This window comes from Kosmotoga sp. DU53 (assembly GCF_001639905.1).
Classification (GTDB): Bacteria; Thermotogota; Thermotogae; order Petrotogales; family Kosmotogaceae; genus Kosmotoga; species Kosmotoga olearia.
The window spans coordinates 51,063-67,618 of the sequence record NZ_JGCK01000061.1 but is presented as its reverse complement, the minus strand read 5'-3'; the positions used below and the strand labels follow the sequence as shown (position 1 = coordinate 67,618).

General features: G+C 42.1%; 16 protein-coding genes and 1 tRNA gene. 4 read left to right on the top strand and 13 right to left on the bottom strand.

Features of this window, described 5'->3' with window-relative positions:
• From DU53_RS08220 to DU53_RS08160, 13 genes are all read right to left on the bottom strand, one after another.
• Positions 1 to 1,449, bottom strand: coding sequence for a radical SAM protein (locus tag DU53_RS08220; protein ID WP_015868905.1), 1,449 nt, complete (start codon positions 1,447 to 1,449; stop codon positions 1 to 3).
• A complete protein-coding gene (locus tag DU53_RS08215) occupies positions 1,436 to 1,828 on the bottom strand; it encodes a thioesterase family protein (RefSeq protein ID WP_041288718.1) in 393 nt (130 codons plus the stop codon). The genes DU53_RS08220 and DU53_RS08215 overlap by 14 nt, the downstream gene beginning before the upstream one ends.
• Positions 1,815 to 3,728 (bottom strand): ATP-dependent zinc metalloprotease FtsH, encoded by a 1,914-nt coding sequence (ftsH, locus tag DU53_RS08210; protein ID WP_369816078.1) that lies wholly within the window; start codon positions 3,726 to 3,728, stop codon positions 1,815 to 1,817. Before ftsH ends, DU53_RS08215 begins: the two co-directional genes overlap by 14 nt.
• A gap of 28 nt (positions 3,729 to 3,756) precedes the next feature.
• Positions 3,757 to 5,181 carry a tRNA lysidine(34) synthetase TilS gene (tilS, locus tag DU53_RS08205; RefSeq protein WP_082853888.1) on the bottom strand — a complete coding sequence of 475 codons (1,425 nt, stop codon included), beginning with the start codon at positions 5,179 to 5,181 and terminating at the stop codon, positions 3,757 to 3,759.
• A gap of 38 nt (positions 5,182 to 5,219) precedes the next feature.
• Positions 5,220 to 5,295: transfer RNA gene (locus tag DU53_RS08200), tRNA-Thr, on the bottom strand.
• Between the two features lie 46 nt (positions 5,296 to 5,341).
• Positions 5,342 to 6,868 carry a ribonuclease Y gene (gene rny / locus DU53_RS08195; protein ID WP_369816077.1) on the bottom strand — a complete coding sequence of 509 codons (1,527 nt, stop codon included), beginning with the start codon at positions 6,866 to 6,868 and terminating at the stop codon, positions 5,342 to 5,344.
• Between the two features lie 86 nt (positions 6,869 to 6,954).
• On the bottom strand, positions 6,955 to 7,404 hold the full coding sequence (locus DU53_RS08190) for a regulatory protein RecX (RefSeq protein WP_015868900.1): 450 nt from the start codon (positions 7,402 to 7,404) through the stop codon (positions 6,955 to 6,957).
• A gap of 22 nt (positions 7,405 to 7,426) precedes the next feature.
• A complete protein-coding gene (gene recA, locus DU53_RS08185; RefSeq protein ID WP_015868899.1) occupies positions 7,427 to 8,494 on the bottom strand; it encodes a recombinase RecA in 1,068 nt (355 codons plus the stop codon).
• Positions 8,484 to 9,050: an RNA 2',3'-cyclic phosphodiesterase gene (thpR, locus tag DU53_RS08180; protein ID WP_041288717.1), complete on the bottom strand. Its 567-nt coding sequence runs from the start codon at positions 9,048 to 9,050 to the stop codon at positions 8,484 to 8,486. Before thpR ends, recA begins: the two co-directional genes overlap by 11 nt.
• 1 nt (position 9,051) lies before the next feature.
• Complete coding sequence (gene pgsA, locus DU53_RS08175) at positions 9,052 to 9,558, bottom strand: CDP-diacylglycerol--glycerol-3-phosphate 3-phosphatidyltransferase (RefSeq protein WP_235599767.1); 507 nt, start codon at positions 9,556 to 9,558, stop codon at positions 9,052 to 9,054.
• Positions 9,559 to 9,577: 19 nt separating this feature from the next.
• Positions 9,578 to 10,879, bottom strand: coding sequence for a 30S ribosomal protein S12 methylthiotransferase RimO (rimO, locus tag DU53_RS08170; protein ID WP_015868896.1), 1,302 nt, complete (start codon positions 10,877 to 10,879; stop codon positions 9,578 to 9,580).
• Positions 10,876 to 11,415: a DUF4416 family protein gene (locus DU53_RS08165; RefSeq protein ID WP_015868895.1), complete on the bottom strand. Its 540-nt coding sequence runs from the start codon at positions 11,413 to 11,415 to the stop codon at positions 10,876 to 10,878. Before DU53_RS08165 ends, rimO begins: the two co-directional genes overlap by 4 nt.
• On the bottom strand, positions 11,403 to 11,642 hold the full coding sequence (locus tag DU53_RS08160) for a hypothetical protein (protein ID WP_015868894.1): 240 nt from the start codon (positions 11,640 to 11,642) through the stop codon (positions 11,403 to 11,405). Before DU53_RS08160 ends, DU53_RS08165 begins: the two co-directional genes overlap by 13 nt.
• A gap of 232 nt (positions 11,643 to 11,874) precedes the next feature.
• On the opposite strand from DU53_RS08160, the gene DU53_RS08155 reads away from it, so the two are divergent.
• The 4 genes from DU53_RS08155 to DU53_RS08140 are packed head-to-tail and all read left to right on the top strand — an operon-like array spanning position 11,875 to position 16,518.
• Positions 11,875 to 12,519 carry a redox-sensing transcriptional repressor Rex gene (locus tag DU53_RS08155; protein ID WP_015868893.1) on the top strand — a complete coding sequence of 215 codons (645 nt, stop codon included), beginning with the start codon at positions 11,875 to 11,877 and terminating at the stop codon, positions 12,517 to 12,519.
• On the top strand, positions 12,519 to 13,142 hold the full coding sequence (udk, locus tag DU53_RS08150) for a uridine kinase (protein WP_015868892.1): 624 nt from the start codon (positions 12,519 to 12,521) through the stop codon (positions 13,140 to 13,142). Before DU53_RS08155 ends, udk begins: the two co-directional genes overlap by 1 nt.
• Positions 13,143 to 13,168: 26 nt before the next feature.
• The gene (locus tag DU53_RS08145; protein WP_063728343.1) at positions 13,169 to 15,496 is read left to right on the top strand and encodes a hypothetical protein; all 2,328 of its coding nucleotides are present in this window, start codon (positions 13,169 to 13,171) and stop codon (positions 15,494 to 15,496) included.
• Positions 15,497 to 15,498: 2 nt separating this feature from the next.
• Positions 15,499 to 16,518 (top strand): BMP family protein, encoded by a 1,020-nt coding sequence (locus tag DU53_RS08140; protein ID WP_041288991.1) that lies wholly within the window; start codon positions 15,499 to 15,501, stop codon positions 16,516 to 16,518.
• Positions 16,519 to 16,556: the final 38 nt, after the last annotated feature.

Here is a 16,556-nt window from a genome sequence, read left to right as displayed (position 1 = left end):
TCACTCCTTTCTTTGAAGGTTTATCCTTTCTGCATACTTATAGAGAAATTCTCTGCCTTTTTTATTGTTATTTATCCACAACAAAAATTCTCTTCCACCATTCCTGTCCATATTAGCGAGGCTGAACTGGATCACCGATTCTTTGATACTCTCAAAATCCGCTTTTGCACCAACACTCCTCAAAGCTAAAGCTAAATTTCGTTCGAGGCCTCTTAAAATTCTTCTGTCCTGCATCGGAAGAGCTCCCAGCGGTGTACCGGGCTTTGGAATCAACGGATTAAGGCTGAGGGTTACCTTTGAATAACCGAGTTCCCTGCACAGTTTTGCAGTTTCGACGATTTCCCTCCTGTCTTCCTCACTTTCAAAGACTGCGCCATATATATAGTAAAGCTTTACATGCCTGAATCCAACCATTCTACCAAGCTTCAGGGCACTCAAAATCTGTTCACCAGAGATTCCTTTCCCATAAAGGTTCCTGAGCCTCTGCGATCCACCCTCTGGGGCAATGGTAAACTGTTCCTGTCCGCTTTTCCTCAAGATGGTCAACAACTTTTCATTGAGTGCATCCAACCGCAAAGAGGAAACCGAGACTTGATAGTCCCTTTTTTCGATAAAATTCAATAATTCTTCAAGATAGGGATAATCGGTAACCGTTGCCGCGATCAAACCAAACTTATTCGTAAGGTGAGAGGCCGTTTCCATCAATTTCATTACCTCATCAAGTCCTCTAAATCTTGCCGGCCCGAAACAGTACCCAACAACACAAAACCTGCATTTCCTGAAACAACTTCTACCGATTTCAATCAGAAACCTATCTCCGAACACCGAATGAGGTGTTATAAAAACACCACTAGCCAGCCTCTCCTCAAAACAACTATCACAGGTTCTGCCTTTTTGTCCTGATAACGCGGCGATTATCTCCTTTCTATCGATGTACGATTTCAAAGACCCCAGAGCACTTAGAAAGCTCTCACTCAAATCACCGATATGAACCACATCAGCTATAAGTTCCAAAAGAGCCGTGTTGAAATAAGTTAGAGCTCCTCCAATAACGATAACCGGATGATGCCCCAATCGCTCTTCACTAAACAGCGGCACCTTAAATCTACGCAACAATTCCAGAACATTCAAAATATCAAGCTCAAAGTGAATTGATATTGCCCATATCCTGAACTCGTCTAAAGGTGTTCTGCTATCTATGGAGTAAAACTTTTCAAAAGATCTATCATAAAAGAAACGCTCGCATCTAACATTACCAAGGGCATTGAACCGCTCAAAAAGATCGTGAAACGAAAGATTAGCACTGGCAACACGATAATCATTAGGATAAATCAATGCAACCTTTACGTCTCCTTGAAGCTCTATTTGATTTACAAAGACCTCGGATTTCTTATAGAAGGAAACCTTTTCAAATTCTTTCCAGGCTCTTGGGGCTCTAGGTCTCCTCACTCAGTTTCCTCCCTAGATACTCCAGCGTAACAGCCTGCCGCACAGTGGAGAACACAGCAACCAGGCGTTGCTCCTGAAAGACTTTCCCTTTAAAACTAAACGTTCCCTTTTCGGTCATCGTTACCTCGCATTCTATTCGAACATCCACACCGATCTCTGCCGATGAGCAATGTTTTATCGAAGATTCGACAACAACAAAAATAGTGTCCGGCGTTTCCAGCGGTTCAACAATCTTATAGGTGCAATTATGAATGAGCTTCATTAACCCACTGCTTGATATGAGATTCAACGCCCCACCGGCTGGATTCTCCTCCCAGCGCAACTCAGGGTTGTTTGTATCTACAACAAAAATTTCCTGGTGTTCTTCAATTCTTTTCATCTTCATTGCCTTCCTTTGCTTCTTCATTGGTGCTTACAGCACTTACTTTTCTCTTCGATCCCTTCGTTTCAGCAAGAGGATCACGGTAATAATTCCCGCTCTCTGCTAATCCAACTATTTCTGCAAGTTCTTTGCCCGTTATCGTTTCTTTTTCTATGAGATATTCTGCCGCTTTATCAAGTTTATCTCTGAACTTTTCAACCAATTTTCTGGCTCTTTCATGTGCCTCTATAACTATCTTTTTTACCTCGTTGTCTATTTCACTGGCTATCTCTTCACTGTAATTTCGCATTCGTGTTAACTCGCGCCCGAGGAATACCTCTCCTTCTTCCTTCCCCCAGGCTATTGGACCGAGCCTATCGCTCATCCCTAACTGACAGACCATCGTTCGCGCCATCTGGGTAGCCCGTTCAAGATCGTTGGCTGCCCCGGTGGTGATCTCACCGAATACAATCTCTTCAGCTGCTCTGCCACCAAGAATCTGCGCCAGATTGTCAAGCATCTCGGAACGGGAGACAAGGTATCTATCTTCCGAAGGCAAACTCTCGGTGAACCCAAGGGAAGCACTTCCTCTCGGAATTACCGTAACTTTATGAACTGGATAAGCGTTGGGAAGCGCGAGCCCCACGATCGCGTGTCCGAGCTCGTGATAAGCCACAATCTTTTTCTCCTTTGGGTTCATTATTCTGGACTTCCTTGCCGGGCCAGCTATAACCCGATCTATGGCTTCTTCGAGTTCTTTCATCCCAATAATCTTTTTCTTTCTCCTGGCTGCAAGTATGGCAGCTTCATTGACTAGGTTTTCCAGATCCGCACCAACAAACCCTGGAGTCCTCCTTGCAAGCAACCAGACATCAACGTCGGGATCAACAGGTTTTCCTCTCATGTGTATCTTTAGAATCTCTGCTCTGCCTTTCACATCTGGTGGATCAACGGTTATTTTCTTATCGAAACGTCCCGGTCTGAGCAGAGCATGGTCAAGGATATCAGGCCTGTTGGTGGCTGCCATCACGATAACACCTGTTTTCGCGTCAAATCCGTCCATCTCAACCAGTATCTGGTTCAAGGTTTGTTCTCTTTCGTCGTGTCCACCACCGAGACCCGCTCCTCTGTGCCTTCCAACAGCATCTATTTCGTCTATGAATATGATTGAGGGTGCACTTGCTTTTGCCTGTGAAAAAAGGTCACGGACCCTGGCTGCACCAACACCGACGAAAAGCTCAACGAAATCGGAACCACTTATGTAGAAGAATGGGACATTAGCTTCTCCTGCAACCGCCCTTGCCAAAAGTGTTTTACCGGTTCCAGGAGGCCCAACCAAAAGTATACCTTTGGGCATACGTGCACCGGTTTGTGAAAAAGCGTTCGGATTTTTAAGGTAATTAACGGCGTCCTGAAGTTCCTCTATAGCCTCATCCACTCCAGCTACATCTTTGAAGGTAACGTTCTTATCATTTGAAAGATATTTTTTCGCGGGACTCTTTGTGAAAGTAAAAGCCTGAGAATTCCTTCCAGATAATGATCGCATCGCGAAAAACCATATAAACACTATGATCGCCAACGGGATAATGGTGCCAAGCAGATTAACCCAGAAAAGAGAATCATTCCCTTTCTCGTAAACAACATTGACACCATCGGTAACCAGCTGGTCTATATAGTTCTGAAACCTGTCTGTCGAAAGCGTTTGGGGAGAAACCTTGGTTTCTAAAGAACGTTTCGAACTTTCACTGGTTGTATAAACGATTCTCCCATCATCATAAATAACTATCTTAATAATTTTCTTATCATTCACATCTTCAAGGAAACGATTGTAAGGTACTGACAAATTTGTGTCAGTAGTATATAGCCCTCTAAGAGCAACCATTAAGAAGACTCCCAACACGATATAGAATAGAATCATGCCAAACTTAGGCCTTTGATCCACCAAATTACCTCCTTTCAAATCTAAAAAGGGCGTATCCGTCTTCGGAATCGGACACCCTGCACTGCTCAGCGGCTCTAATTCCCGGTACCCATAAAATTGTGCCATCAGCATTCTCCAGTACAGGTATCCGTGTAATAAAACCTGTCATTCCACTTTCTTTAATGATTTTAAAAACTTCCTTTTCTTTTTTGCTCCCGAAAGGAATCATTCTATCTTCACATTTTACCCTTCGGAACCTCAAAGGAAATTTTAATACTTTAAGAGTACATGGACAAACTTTTTTACCATCGAATTTTTCTTTGAGTTCCAATTTACCTTTCTCATAATTCAGAATAATCTCTCCGAACCTTGTTGAGACTCTGACCGGCAGTTTTTCGATAACTTCATCAACATCGTCTTTCATACTTTCAAACAGATCTCCTCTATAAAAAAATATATATTTCCCCAAACGACTCGATTTGATATCCTCTTTGAACTCAATGGTCCATCTTCTATCCTGTTTGCCTAAGAGTTTCATAAACGCTTCTATTCTTTCCCTTGAAGGTGGATACCCATCCTCAGATAATCGCATTACAATCTCTCTTACCACTTCAGCCACAAGGGCGTCTTGTTCTTTCAAAAAGATATCCAGCTCCCCAAAGCACCTTTGCACCTTTCCATTCTCTGTTTCCGTTTCCAAACTGGAAATAAAGCTTCGAACCTTTTCTTCAATAATGTTGTAGCTTTCCATAATATTCATGTAAAACCTATAAATAGCATCTTCAAAAGAAGCGTTGAGTTCCTTAAAGAGTGGAACTATTCTCATTCTTATAAAATTTCTGTCATAGACCTCGAGAACGTTTGTTGGATCTTCTTTATAAGGAATCATGTTAATTGTAACATAATCGAGTATTTCTTGCACTCCAACAGATAAGAGAGGACGTATTATAGAATTGTTCATAGGCTTCATAGAAATTACCCCTTTTAACCCCGTTCCTCTTGCTATCCTCATCAACATCGTCTCCACCAAATCGTTCAGATGATGGGCCAGGGCGATCTTATCGGCTCCAAGTTTTTCTCTGGCATTGAACAAAAAATCGTATCGAACAATACGTGCCGCTTCTTCAAGAGAAAGCCCACGGTTATTTTTATGATATTGGGTTACGTCGCGTCTCTCATGATAAAAAGGAACATCATGTTTTTCACAAAAGGAGGCTATCATCACGGCTTCCTCGCGACCGCTGTCATCACGTAAGCCGTGATCCATATTCGCAACGCAGATCTCACATCCCAATCGTTCTTTTTTAGAAACCAAAAAGTGGAGCAGAGCCATAGAATCTTTACCGCCGGATACTGCCACCAGAATTTTTTCTCCTTGCTTTATAAGTCCCCATCGATCTATGAACTCAAATACCTTCTTTTCAAACCCGGTCATTTTCTCGCCACCCATTCACTTTGATTAAAAATAAAGCGCCCGGTTTGGGCGCATGGAGCCAACGGTGGGACTCGAACCCACAACCTGCTCATTACGAATGAGCCGCTCTGCCGGTTGAGCTACGTTGGCACTCGGCACAATTTTACCGCACAAAATTATGGGTGTCAATTGCAACTTAACTGGCGTAAGCCACGCTCCTTCTCTCTCTAATGACTGTCACTTTTATAACACCTGGATACTCCATTTCTTCTTCTATCCGTTTTGCAATATCTCCGGCAAGTTTTTCTGCCATCACATCATCAACTTTTTCCGGTTCCACTATCACTCTTATTTCTCTTCCAGCCTGAATAGCGTAAGCCTTCTCGATGTTTGCGAACCCTTTTGCAATGTTCTCAAGATTCTCGAGTCGTTTTATGTACATGTCAAGAGACTCTCTTCTGGCTCCAGGACGAGCCGCAGACACAGCATCGGCTGCTGCTACAAGAACAGCTTCCGGTGTTAGGGCCTCCGTCTCACCATGGTGATACTGTATCATATTAACAACATCGGATTTCTCACCGTAACGCTTTACTATTTCTCCGCCTATGATGGCGTGAGAACCTTCTATCTCATGATCAACAGCCTTTCCAATATCGTGAAGCAAAGCACCCCGTTTGATCTTTTCAACATTGAGCCCCAGCTCTGCCGCCATAAGTGCAGCGATCTGTGCCACTTCTATGGAGTGCTGCAAAACGTTCTGACCATAACTGGTTCTGTACTTCAAGCGCCCGAGAAGTTTTACCAGTTCCGGGTGCATCGAAGGTATCCCAACCTTCATGAGTGCTTCCTGACCGGCTTCTTTGATTTCAGCGTATATTTCGCGTTTCGCTTTTTCATACATCTCTTCTATTCTTGCTGGATGAATTCTTCCATCCTCCACAAGCTTTTCCAGTGTCAATTTCGCAATTGCTCGCCGCAAAGGATTGAAACACGAGATTACAACCACTTCAGGGGTATCATCTATGATCAGATCTGCCCCTGTTAATTTTTCGAAGGCACGGATGTTCCTGCCTTCCCTTCCTATTATTCTTCCCTTCATTTCATCCGAAGGAAGACTTACCGTACTAACGGTAATCTCACTTGTGTAGTCGGCAGCATATCTTTGTATTGTGGTAACAACCACCCATTTTGCATGTTTAGCCGCATCTTCTTCATACTGTTCCTTTATCTGTTTGTATCTCTGGGCTATATCGTATTCATACCTTTCTTCAACGCGCTTAAAGACGATCTCTCTCGCCTCTTCTGGAGACAGCTCAGCAAGCTGATAAAGCTTGTTTTCTGCTTCCTGCCGAAGCTTTTCTATCTCATTGCGCTCCTTTTCCAGCTCTACCCTCAGTTTTTCAAGATTTTCCTCTTTCCTATCAAGGTTATCTTCCCGTCTGGAAATTCTTTCTTCCCACTGTTTGAGTTCTTCACGTTCACGACGCAGTTCCCTTTCCATTTCGTCGCGTTGCTTATGAAGTTCTTCACGTCCCTCAATAATGGCTTTTTTCTTAAGATGTTCTGCTTCCTCCAGAGCCCTCTTCTTTATAGATTCCGCATCCTGTTTTGCCAGTTTCAACTCTTCCTCAAGCTTCTTCCGAACCTTTCTGGAAACAATGGGAATAAAAATCAAAGCAGAAATTACTATTCCTATGATTGAACCTATTAAAGACCAAATTATTGTCATGATCTACGCTGGTACTTATCCGAATCTGGATATATCCAGCTCCCTCCTTTCTTGTATCATGGTTTCAAAAAACTACAGAATCAGTGACTTTCTTCGAGGTATTCTCTTAAAACCTCATTTAGGAAAAACGGATCAAATCCTTTTCGATATAGTCTTGCTTTTAGTTTCTCCAATTTTTTTATCGATAGTGGCTCATTCCCGAGATGTCTGTTCAAATAATCCTTTACAATTTCCTTCAGATCGTTCTCGGCCAAAAAACTTTCAATTTCCTTTTCTATCGTTCCAATGCTTATACCTAGCTGTCTCAATTCCTGACGGATTCGAAAAGGTCCTTTGTGATAAACCCTGAATGCATCATAAACGTAGAGTCTACAAAATTGTTCATCATTGATGAAATTCTGTCTTTTAAGCTCCGCAAGCACCTTTTCTATGACTTGAGAATCATATCCTCTTTTCCCGAGATAAGCTTTCATCTCTTTTTCGGAACGTGCTCTGTAACGCAAGTATCTGAGTGCTTCCTTACGAGCCATGGAAACAATCTCAGCATTATTGTTATTCTTTTTCACCATTTTCTTTCACTTTTTCTGATTTTTCCTCTACTTTCGGTAAACTATACTTTTCACGAATTCTGTTTTCAATCTCAAGCAATATCTCAGAGTTAGCCATCAGGAAGTTTATGCCGTTACTTTTTCCCTGACCGAGGCTGATTTCTTTCCCATCCTGAGAAATGTAGGTGTACCACGCACCTTTTCGTTCAATAAATCCTTCCTTTACAGCGAGCTCAAAGAGTTCGTTTTCTCTTACGATCCCTCTTCCATAAATCAAATCGACCTTTGCGTCCTTGAATGGAGGTGCCACCTTGTTTTTTACAACCTTTATGTAGGTTTCATTCCCGATAACGTTGTTCCCCTCGCGAATTGCGGCACCTCTTCTGATTTCAAGCCTGATCGAGGAATAGAACTTCAAAGCCACACCGCCTGTGGTCGTTTCCGGATTGCCATAAACCACTCCAATTTTCATTCTTGTCTGGTTTATGAACATCACAATAGAACGCGATTTACTGACGGTACCAGATATCTTACGCAAAGCCTGAGACATGAGCCGCGCCTGAAGGCCTACCTGCATATCTCCCATCGAGCCTTCAATCTCCGCTCTGGGAACCAGGGCAGCAACAGAGTCAACCACAACCAGATCGACAGCATTGGATCTTACAAGACTCTCAACTATCTCGAGAGCCTGCTCGCCATAGTCGGGTTGCGAAATGAGCAGATTGTCCACATCGACACCGAGAGCCCTCGCATAGCTTATATCCAGAGCATGTTCCGCATCAACAAAAGCCGCCGTTCCTCCCATTTTCTGAACCTCCGCTATAGCATGGAGAGCAACAGTGGTCTTTCCGCTGGATTCAGATCCGTAGATTTCCACAACCCTGCCTCTTGGATAACCTCCTACACCAAGAGCTATGTCCAGAGACAGTGACCCGGTTGGAACGACATCGATATTTGCCCTTGCTTCCTGATCACCAAGGAGCATTACCGCTCCCTTACCAAATTGTTTTTCGATTTCCTTAATGGCTTTTTCAAGAGCGATTTTTTTCGCTTTGTCTTCCCTAGAATTCATGTTTAACCAGGCCTCCTTCAAAATTACAACTGAAGATTTTCCTGTAATTAGCACCTTCGCTCAAAAGTTCCGATTCATAGATGTGAACTCCATTTACAGGTACCACAATTTCCTCGAGTTCGATCGTCGCTAATAATTTTTTCCAGTATGGGGGACTGTACTTCATTCGTCCAACGGTAATATGGGGATGAAACTTGTCTTCTGCTGCCAGTCCCAAACTTCCAAGAGCCACCCGTACTTCACGATGTAGATTGTTCAAGAAAGGAGTGTTTTCCACGCCTATCCATATTACCCTTGGCAGATTGTTGTGTCTAAAAAAGCCGAGCTGTTTCGTAGAAAAAGTGAAAGAAGGAAAACCTCTTAACCTCTTTGAAAGCATAGAAGCAAGAATTTCAACTTTACTAAACTCTATCTCACCCAAAAATGAAAGCGTTAAATGAGCGTTGCTTCCCGGTACCCATGAAGCTTTAAAACCCATCCTTTTCAGTTTATCGACAACCATATCAACAACCGAAGCAACACCTTTACCAGTATCTATGGCTATAAAGGTCCTCAATTTACTTCCCCCCTTCAAAGATCTTACCAGAAATCCTGAAATAACTACCACCACTGGCAACGGTGAGCACTCCAACGATCCATTGCAAAGCATCTAACAATAACTGAAAATCAACTCCAGTCAATAAAATCAGATAAAGGCAACCAATTAGGACAATCTGGGATATCGTTTTCGCTTTTCCAAAATAATTAGCAGGAATTACAACTCCTTTGGACGCAGCAGCCATCCTCAACCCGGAAACAAATATATCTCTCACAACTATGACAACAACAAGCCACAAATTGATCATTCCCAGACTCAAAAACACGAGAAACAGCGAAGTTATCAGGATCTTATCCGATATCTGGTCCATGAACTTTCCGAGATCTGTAACCTGATTCAGCTTCCGCGCCAGATATCCATCAAAGAAATCCGTTGACGCAGCTATCGTAAATAAAAGAACGGAAATAATAACCGAAACCCTATTTTCTACTGTAAGTAATGCTACCACAGGAAATGTCAATAACATTCTTGAAAACGTCAATATATTAGGCAGATTCATCCACAATCACACCTTCCAGGTCATGCTCGTAAACCCCGGTTATACGACACATCACAAACTCTCCCGCTTCATCGGCTCTTTTGAGAAAGATGCTGCCGTCGATTTCGGGAGCAAAGTGCGGGCTCCTGCCAATCATGACTTCTTCAGTATTTTCCTCTATAAGAACCTTGAGTACCTTACCAAAGTGTCGTTGATTGAGTTCATAGGATATCTCATCCTGCAAATCCAGGAGTTCATCAAGGTATTGACGGGCCATATTTTCATCAATAGTCATTTTAAATGAATATGCTGGTGTTCCTTCCTCAGGAGAATATACAAATCCACCAAGCTTATCAAACTTAACATCATTCACAAACTCCAACGTCTCTTCGAAAGTCCTTCGTGTCTCCCCGGGAAATCCCACCATTATCGTGGTTCGCAAAGTCACATCGGATTCTTTCGCCCTTATCTTTTCAAACATGGCTTTCAATTCTCCAGCTTTTTTTGTTCTTCCCATGCGTTTAAGAATATAGTCAGAACCGCTTTGTACTGGTACATCGAAATAATTCACTACTTTTTCAAGTTTCAAAATTGAATTAATGATTCCTTCAGTAAGATGGTCAGGATGCAAATACATTACCCGGATCCAGAAATCTCCAGGGATCTCGTTCAAAGATTTCAACAGATCCGGCAAAGCCTGCTTGCCGTATATATCCACTCCATATTGTGTGGTATCCTGTGAAACCAGTACAATCTCTCTTATCCCTTCAGAAACGAGAAAACAAACCTCTTTCTCTATTTCTTCAATAGGTCTGCTCCGTGATGAACCCTTGAACGATGGGATAGAACAAAAGGCACAGCCACGATCACAACCATCGCCAATCTTCACATAAGAATAAGGTTTGCCATACGTTCGAAATTTGAAATCATAAACTGTTGACGGTTTTTCAATAAAGAAAAAATTCCCTGCCTCAATAAGATCGGCCAATTTTTCCGGAGATGTAACTCCTATCAACCCATCGATTTCAGGGATTCCTTCCTTTAATTCCCGATAGTATCTCTGAACAAGGCACCCAACAGCGATTACCTTAAGATCTGGTTTTTCTTCTTTGAATGAGCAGAGCCTCAGGATTTCTTCTATGCTTTCTTTTTTTGCTTCATCTATGAACCCACAGGTATCGATAACGACAATACCAGCACTTTCCACGCCATTAGCGAATTCGTGGCCTCTTTTGAGCATTATTCCTTTGAAATTATCCATATCGGCGATGTTTTTGGGACAACCAAGTACGAGTGTTCCTATTCTCATCTATAAAATTCCTTTCTCTTTTTCAGATAAATTTCTCTGATACCGGTCAATTCCTGAATATATTCCTGATCTTTGTAATTCGGGTAGGTATAATCCAATGGCATGAACTTCCCGTTAACGTACATGAGTGTTATTTCAGCGTATATGCCTCTACCTATATATATCCGATTGGCCCAGTGCTTCGTGGACGCAAGAACAAACTGCGTATGATGAATATATCCTGGATCAAGATTTATCTTGCGTTTTCCATCGACCTTAAACAGCTCTTCGATTTTATTGGTGGTTAACTTTATTTCCGCAAGTTCCGAAGGATGAATAAGATTTTTGAAGCTTATCAGCTTCCCCTGGAGTTTGTAGCCCATCTCATTATTATAGAAATAGGTGTATTTATCAAAATCCAGATTTTTCGAGATATAGTCAACAGGGCCAAACCTCTCTTCAAGCAATGGTTGGACCTCAGAAAACCTATAATCTATATAAGATGAAAAAACAAACATCACCAGATTAACAAGTTCAACTCTTCTCAATGCTCCCATTCTTCGATCCTCACCTTTACTCTCGGGATATAAATTTTGTAAACCGTATCTCCTCTTCTTACATAATAACTGTTCCCGGGGAGTTGAAGGATTTCGATTTCTTTTTCTTTCGATAACTCTATTCTAACCTTCTTTTTTGTCTCTATTATCCGAATTTTATCTCCAACGTTTACGGTTAAAGGGCTCGTGCTGCCGTAGATTTCAAAGGCGTTGATAGAGTTCTTCAAACTTCGAACCTCAGATATCAATTCAAAGAAAAGTAAAGTTAAACATATCCCCAAAAATACGAGAAAAAACAATAAAAATAGCTTACTTCGCATGAAAAAATTATATCATGGTTAGAGAGGTGTTACCTGAAAAAAATTCAAAGCCACAGTGACAACTGCACATTTCGTGATATAATTTCACAAACACGTATCTTCACCAACACCGTATAAAATTTTTTGAGGAGGGAATTTTGTGCCAGAAGAAAAAATCCCTCGCCCTACTATAAAAAGACTCGCAATTTATTACAGGTGCCTTGAAAAACAACTTTTACAGGAAAAAAATAGCATTTCTTCGAAAGAGATAGGTGAACTCCTTGGAATAAAAGCAAGTCAGGTCAGAAAAGATCTCTCTTATTTTGGAGAGTTCGGGAAACGTGGGGTAGGATACGACACTAAAAAACTCTTGGAAGGTATCGGTGAGATACTGGGAATAAAGAAGGAATGGGACACCTGTATCGTCGGAGCAGGTAATCTGGGTGTTGCCATTGCTAATTATCCGGGATTAACCAAAAGCGGTTTTTTTGTCAAAGCCGTTTTTGATAATGATCCAAAGAAAATCGGTTCGGTACTGGCAAGCGGCATAATAATCGATGATATCCAGAGCATGCCGGAAGTCATCAAAAAGAGAAATATAACCATTGGAGTTATAACCGTACCCGCTTCTGAGGCACAGAAAGTTGCTGATGCACTTGTTGACGCCGGGATTCTAGGTATAGTTAATTTTGCACCGACCAAGATAAGTGTCCCCAAAAATGTCCGGGTTGAAGAGATCGATATATCGGTCGTTTTTAGATCTCTCGCGTTTCATGTAAATATGTTACAGAAGGGAGAATGGTGATGAAACGCCCGATTCTCGTCGCTCTCGTAGGTGGGAGCGGAGCTGGAAAAACCTCTGTAGCAATGAAAATAAAGGAACATTTCAGCGATTGCGCAGATATTCTTTCAATGGATGATTATTACAAAAACCTTGAACCCGGTGTGGATCCACGAAATTACAATTTTGATACCCCTAAAGCTTTCGACTTTGAACTTTTTATAGAACACCTCAAAACCCTGAAAAAAGGAGAAAGCATAGAGGTACCCGTATATAACATGGTTACTTACAGAAGAGAATCCGGGATTTCCCGCTCTTTCAAACCTGGCCATCTTGTAATTGTTGAAGGAATCCTTGTGTTGTACAGCAAGAATTTAAGAAATCTATTCGACTTTTCGGTGTACATCGACGCCCCCGCTGACGAAAGATTGATAAGGCGTATAGAGAGGGATACCCGGGAGCGTGGAAGATCTATTGATAGTATAATTACTCAGTATAGGCAATTCGTTGCTCCCGCTTTTAAAAGTTTTATAGAACCTCAGAAATATTTTTGTGATATAGTTTTGCCAGACGGTGCTCATAATACAGTTGGATTGAAAGTCATAATAAATGCCATCGAGAATATGCTGAAAATTGATAAAAATTAATTTTAGAAGTTTCCGGAGGTGAAGTTGTGACAAAACGTCCCACTTTTCTCGTAGTTTTACTACTCCTTCTCTCGACTCTTTTCTTTGCGTTAGATCAGGACAAAACAATTCAGTTCTTTAAGAACTACATCACCGAGTATGAATCAGAAAATGCTCAGTCTCCAAAAATTATTCAACTAAAAGTCGATCTTGAGGATCTTGCTCTTTACAGGCTTTACAAACTTCAGATAGTTGGTAGCGTGGAAAAAAAGGAAAGCGCTACCACAATGGGCGACTTATTAACCGTCCACATGAAAGCCCTCGATGACCGTTACTTTGAAAGCTACGAAGACAAAATAGCCTACAGTGCCTTTCTAGCATGGGTTTATTCCCATCTAACGGGGAAAGGATACCAGCTCGGTGTGCTCAATGAAATGCCTGCATATTCCGCTGCTTTCAATGAATATACAAGTAGCGTCAGGAAGGTTGCAAACAACGTATTTAAGAGCTGGATATTGTATTCTCTTGGATTGATCGATGTTGAGCCTTCTGGATTTCCGAAAGGGAAACTTCCGGAACCCATGACTTACAAAGGCGTGTACAGTCTGGATATAACAATCGACGATCTCGCACAAAAAGAGATAGCCTCCCTCATTAACGATCAAATCATAGCCACGCTCGCTCAACAAATTGAGGAGATTTCTAAGAAGGAATACAATGTTTCCCAGCAGTTGCTTTCTGAACTCGAAGAACGCGCTTCAGTGGCTCTCAGGCTGCTCCCGAAGGATTTAGAGCAATCTTTGAAAGAATCAGCAAAGAATCTCTTTGAACTCTGGATCCTCAGGTCCTTATCAATCATAGATGAAGCTCCTTTCTATCCTCAGGAACTTCCCATCAGTACAAAAACTGTCCCCGGATTTACAAATCCCATACCCTTACAGGATGATAACTACAAGAAAATCGTAGAAATTATCGATTCCACTCCGGGGCTTAGAAGCAGGTTGATATTGAACCTGACATTTGGTAAGAGAATAATTGATGGTAAAGATTTTTCGCCAGTCAAACTCGTAGAAGCCGATATTCACCGTGCTGTGAGTGAACTCGTTGCTCCATTGATGAAGGCTCTTGGGGAATTAAAAAACGAGTACTCAGCGGTTTTTGTGAAAAATACGCTAAAGGAAATCCATTTAAGCTGGCTGCGCCTTCTGGTTTACGCAGGCCTGGCACTCCTTATATGGTTCTTCCTTCCTTCGTGGAAAAAGTTCATTCTGGATATTCTATTAATCCTTGAAATGGGATATCTTGTTTTCTTCTCTAATTTCAATTACGATATCTTTGATCTATCCATCTACGCGATAACAGTGTTTCCTGTCCTGACTTTTGCCACCATCATTCTGATATCAAGATTATTAAAACCGAAGAAAAGAAATCTTCTCGATGTGATCATGCTAATCGCCGTAGTCCTGACGTTTATCCTACCTGTCATAAGGCTTTACAGCGAAGTACCGGAAATCAGGATGGATAATTTCCCGGAATTCTACGACTCACCTTATTACGAAATCCTGAAATCCGACCTTTATGAATCTCCAGATTCCTTGCTCAATATTGAGATCAGAAAGTTCACTTCTCTCATATCCAGCGAATTAACTGATCTGAAACGAATGATAAGGGTGGTGTTACCTAACCAATTAAACAGTATGGCAAAAGAAAGCGGGGCTACCTTTTCTGCTGAAGGAGATCGTTTGAGGGTTAACCTGCCTTCTTTCGATGAATATTTCTCAATTGAGAATAATCCTCAATACATACAGGCCTTCGAAGATCTCCAGAAAGGACTTAAGAATTTCACACGATCCAGCAGAAGAAATTATTCCCGCTATCTCTCCGAACTAAAAACCATAGGCAAGATGTCGGAAGAAATAGTCACCTTTGGTGGGGAAAAACTCAGAGTTGATTTCGAAAACTTCCTGCAAACTAAGCTATCGGCAAAACCCGAGTATGCAGTTGCACTGGATAATATAGAGAAAGCAATATCCGATGAATTATCATCAGAACCCATGCCAGCTATCATCAGACCTTACAGAGTTTCAAGCTTTATGGCGTTAATTCTTGGACTCATGTTACTCGTATCCATAGCAACCATTTCCAGACGCGCAATAAGCATACTCATAGGTTCTATAATATTGCTTACTGGGCTGATTATTTCCGTTACAAACTCCGATACGCTGAATATCTTCGTGCATTCGGGCTCTCCCGCCTTGAACGTGAACGTAAGCACTGGACTGAACGTTTGGTTTTTAATCGTCTTTGTCGGTATAATTGTACTGTCAATCTTTACCGTTATTTCATCTTACATGAAGGGGAGGGAAAGAGTATGAAAATGAGAACTCTGCTTGTTCTCTCGTTAGTTTTGCTTGTTGCACTACCAGTTTTTGCCATGAAAGTCATCATGGTTACTGACGTAGGAGGTCTTGGTGATAAGTCCTTTAACGATGGTACATGGGCCGGTATCCAGCAAGCTGCCGAATTCCTTGGCATCGAAGCTGAAGTTGTTCAATCACATGAAATGGCTGACTACATTTCCAATCTCTCCAATGCAGCTAAAGAAGCGGATATCGTCTTTGCTGTTGGATTCATGATGACCGACGCTCTCTTCAAGGTAGCACCCCAGTTCCCGGATACCTACTTTATAGGTATAGACATCGTTCCGCCGGAGGGTGTAGAAGCCGATAACGTTGCTTGTTACATCTTCAAAGAACAGGAAGGTGCTTTCCTCGTTGGATATCTCGCCGCTGCAATGACCAAAACAAATATCGTAGGTTTCATTGGTGGAATTCCGATACCACCCGTTGAAAGATTCCGCTACGGGTACGAAGCCGGTATAAGGGTCTACGAAGAACTCCACGGTAAAACAATAGAAATCCTCAGAGGCTACACCATGGACTTCAACGATCCTAAGAAAGGTAAAGACCTCGCTCTTGCACAGTTTGCAGAAGGCGCAGATATTGTTTTCCACGCTTCCGGTGCATGTGGAAACGGCGTCATTGAAGCTGCCGCAGAAAAAGGTGAAGGTTACTTCGCTATCGGTGTTGACGCTGACCAGGATTACATGGCCCCTGGAAGAGTCCTGACAAGTTCAATGAAGAGAGTCGATGTTGCCGCTTATCAGGCGGTCCTCAGCGTTGCACTCGGTACATTCACACCCGGTCTCCACATTCTTGGCATCAAGGATGAAGGTGTGGGTATAAGTCCGATGACATACACGAAGCACCTCGTTCCACCTCAGGTCTTGAAGGAACTTGATTTCCTCAAGGAAGAGATAAAGAAAGGTATTCTGGTTGTTCCAGATACCCAGGAAGCTCTTGATGCCTTTGAAGTTCCCGCTATTACTCTTCCGTGATTGAGGTAAGGTTTAATCAGGGGTGCGTTTAGCGCACC

Coding starts and splice junctions, on each gene's coding strand:
- DU53_RS08215 (WP_041288718.1), bottom strand. CDS start 1,828: ATGAAAAGAATTGAAGAACACCAGGAAATTTTTGTTGTAGATACAAAC.
- ftsH (WP_369816078.1), bottom strand. CDS start 3,728: ATGATTCTATTCTATATCGTGTTGGGAGTCTTCTTAATGGTTGCTCTT.
- tilS (WP_082853888.1), bottom strand. CDS start 5,181: ATGGGTGGCGAGAAAATGACCGGGTTTGAAAAGAAGGTATTTGAGTTC.
- DU53_RS08190 (WP_015868900.1), bottom strand. CDS start 7,404: ATGGCTCGTAAGGAAGCACTCAGATACTTGCGTTACAGAGCACGTTCC.
- recA (WP_015868899.1), bottom strand. CDS start 8,494: ATGAATTCTAGGGAAGACAAAGCGAAAAAAATCGCTCTTGAAAAAGCC.
- pgsA (WP_235599767.1), bottom strand. CDS start 9,558: ATGTTATTGACATTTCCTGTGGTAGCATTACTTACAGTAGAAAATAGG.
- rimO (WP_015868896.1), bottom strand. CDS start 10,879: ATGAGAATAGGAACACTCGTACTTGGTTGTCCCAAAAACATCGCCGAT.
- DU53_RS08165 (WP_015868895.1), bottom strand. CDS start 11,415: ATGGGAGCATTGAGAAGAGTTGAACTTGTTAATCTGGTGATGTTTGTT.
- udk (WP_015868892.1), top strand. CDS start 12,519: ATGAAACGCCCGATTCTCGTCGCTCTCGTAGGTGGGAGCGGAGCTGGA.
- DU53_RS08140 (WP_041288991.1), top strand. CDS start 15,499: ATGAGAACTCTGCTTGTTCTCTCGTTAGTTTTGCTTGTTGCACTACCA.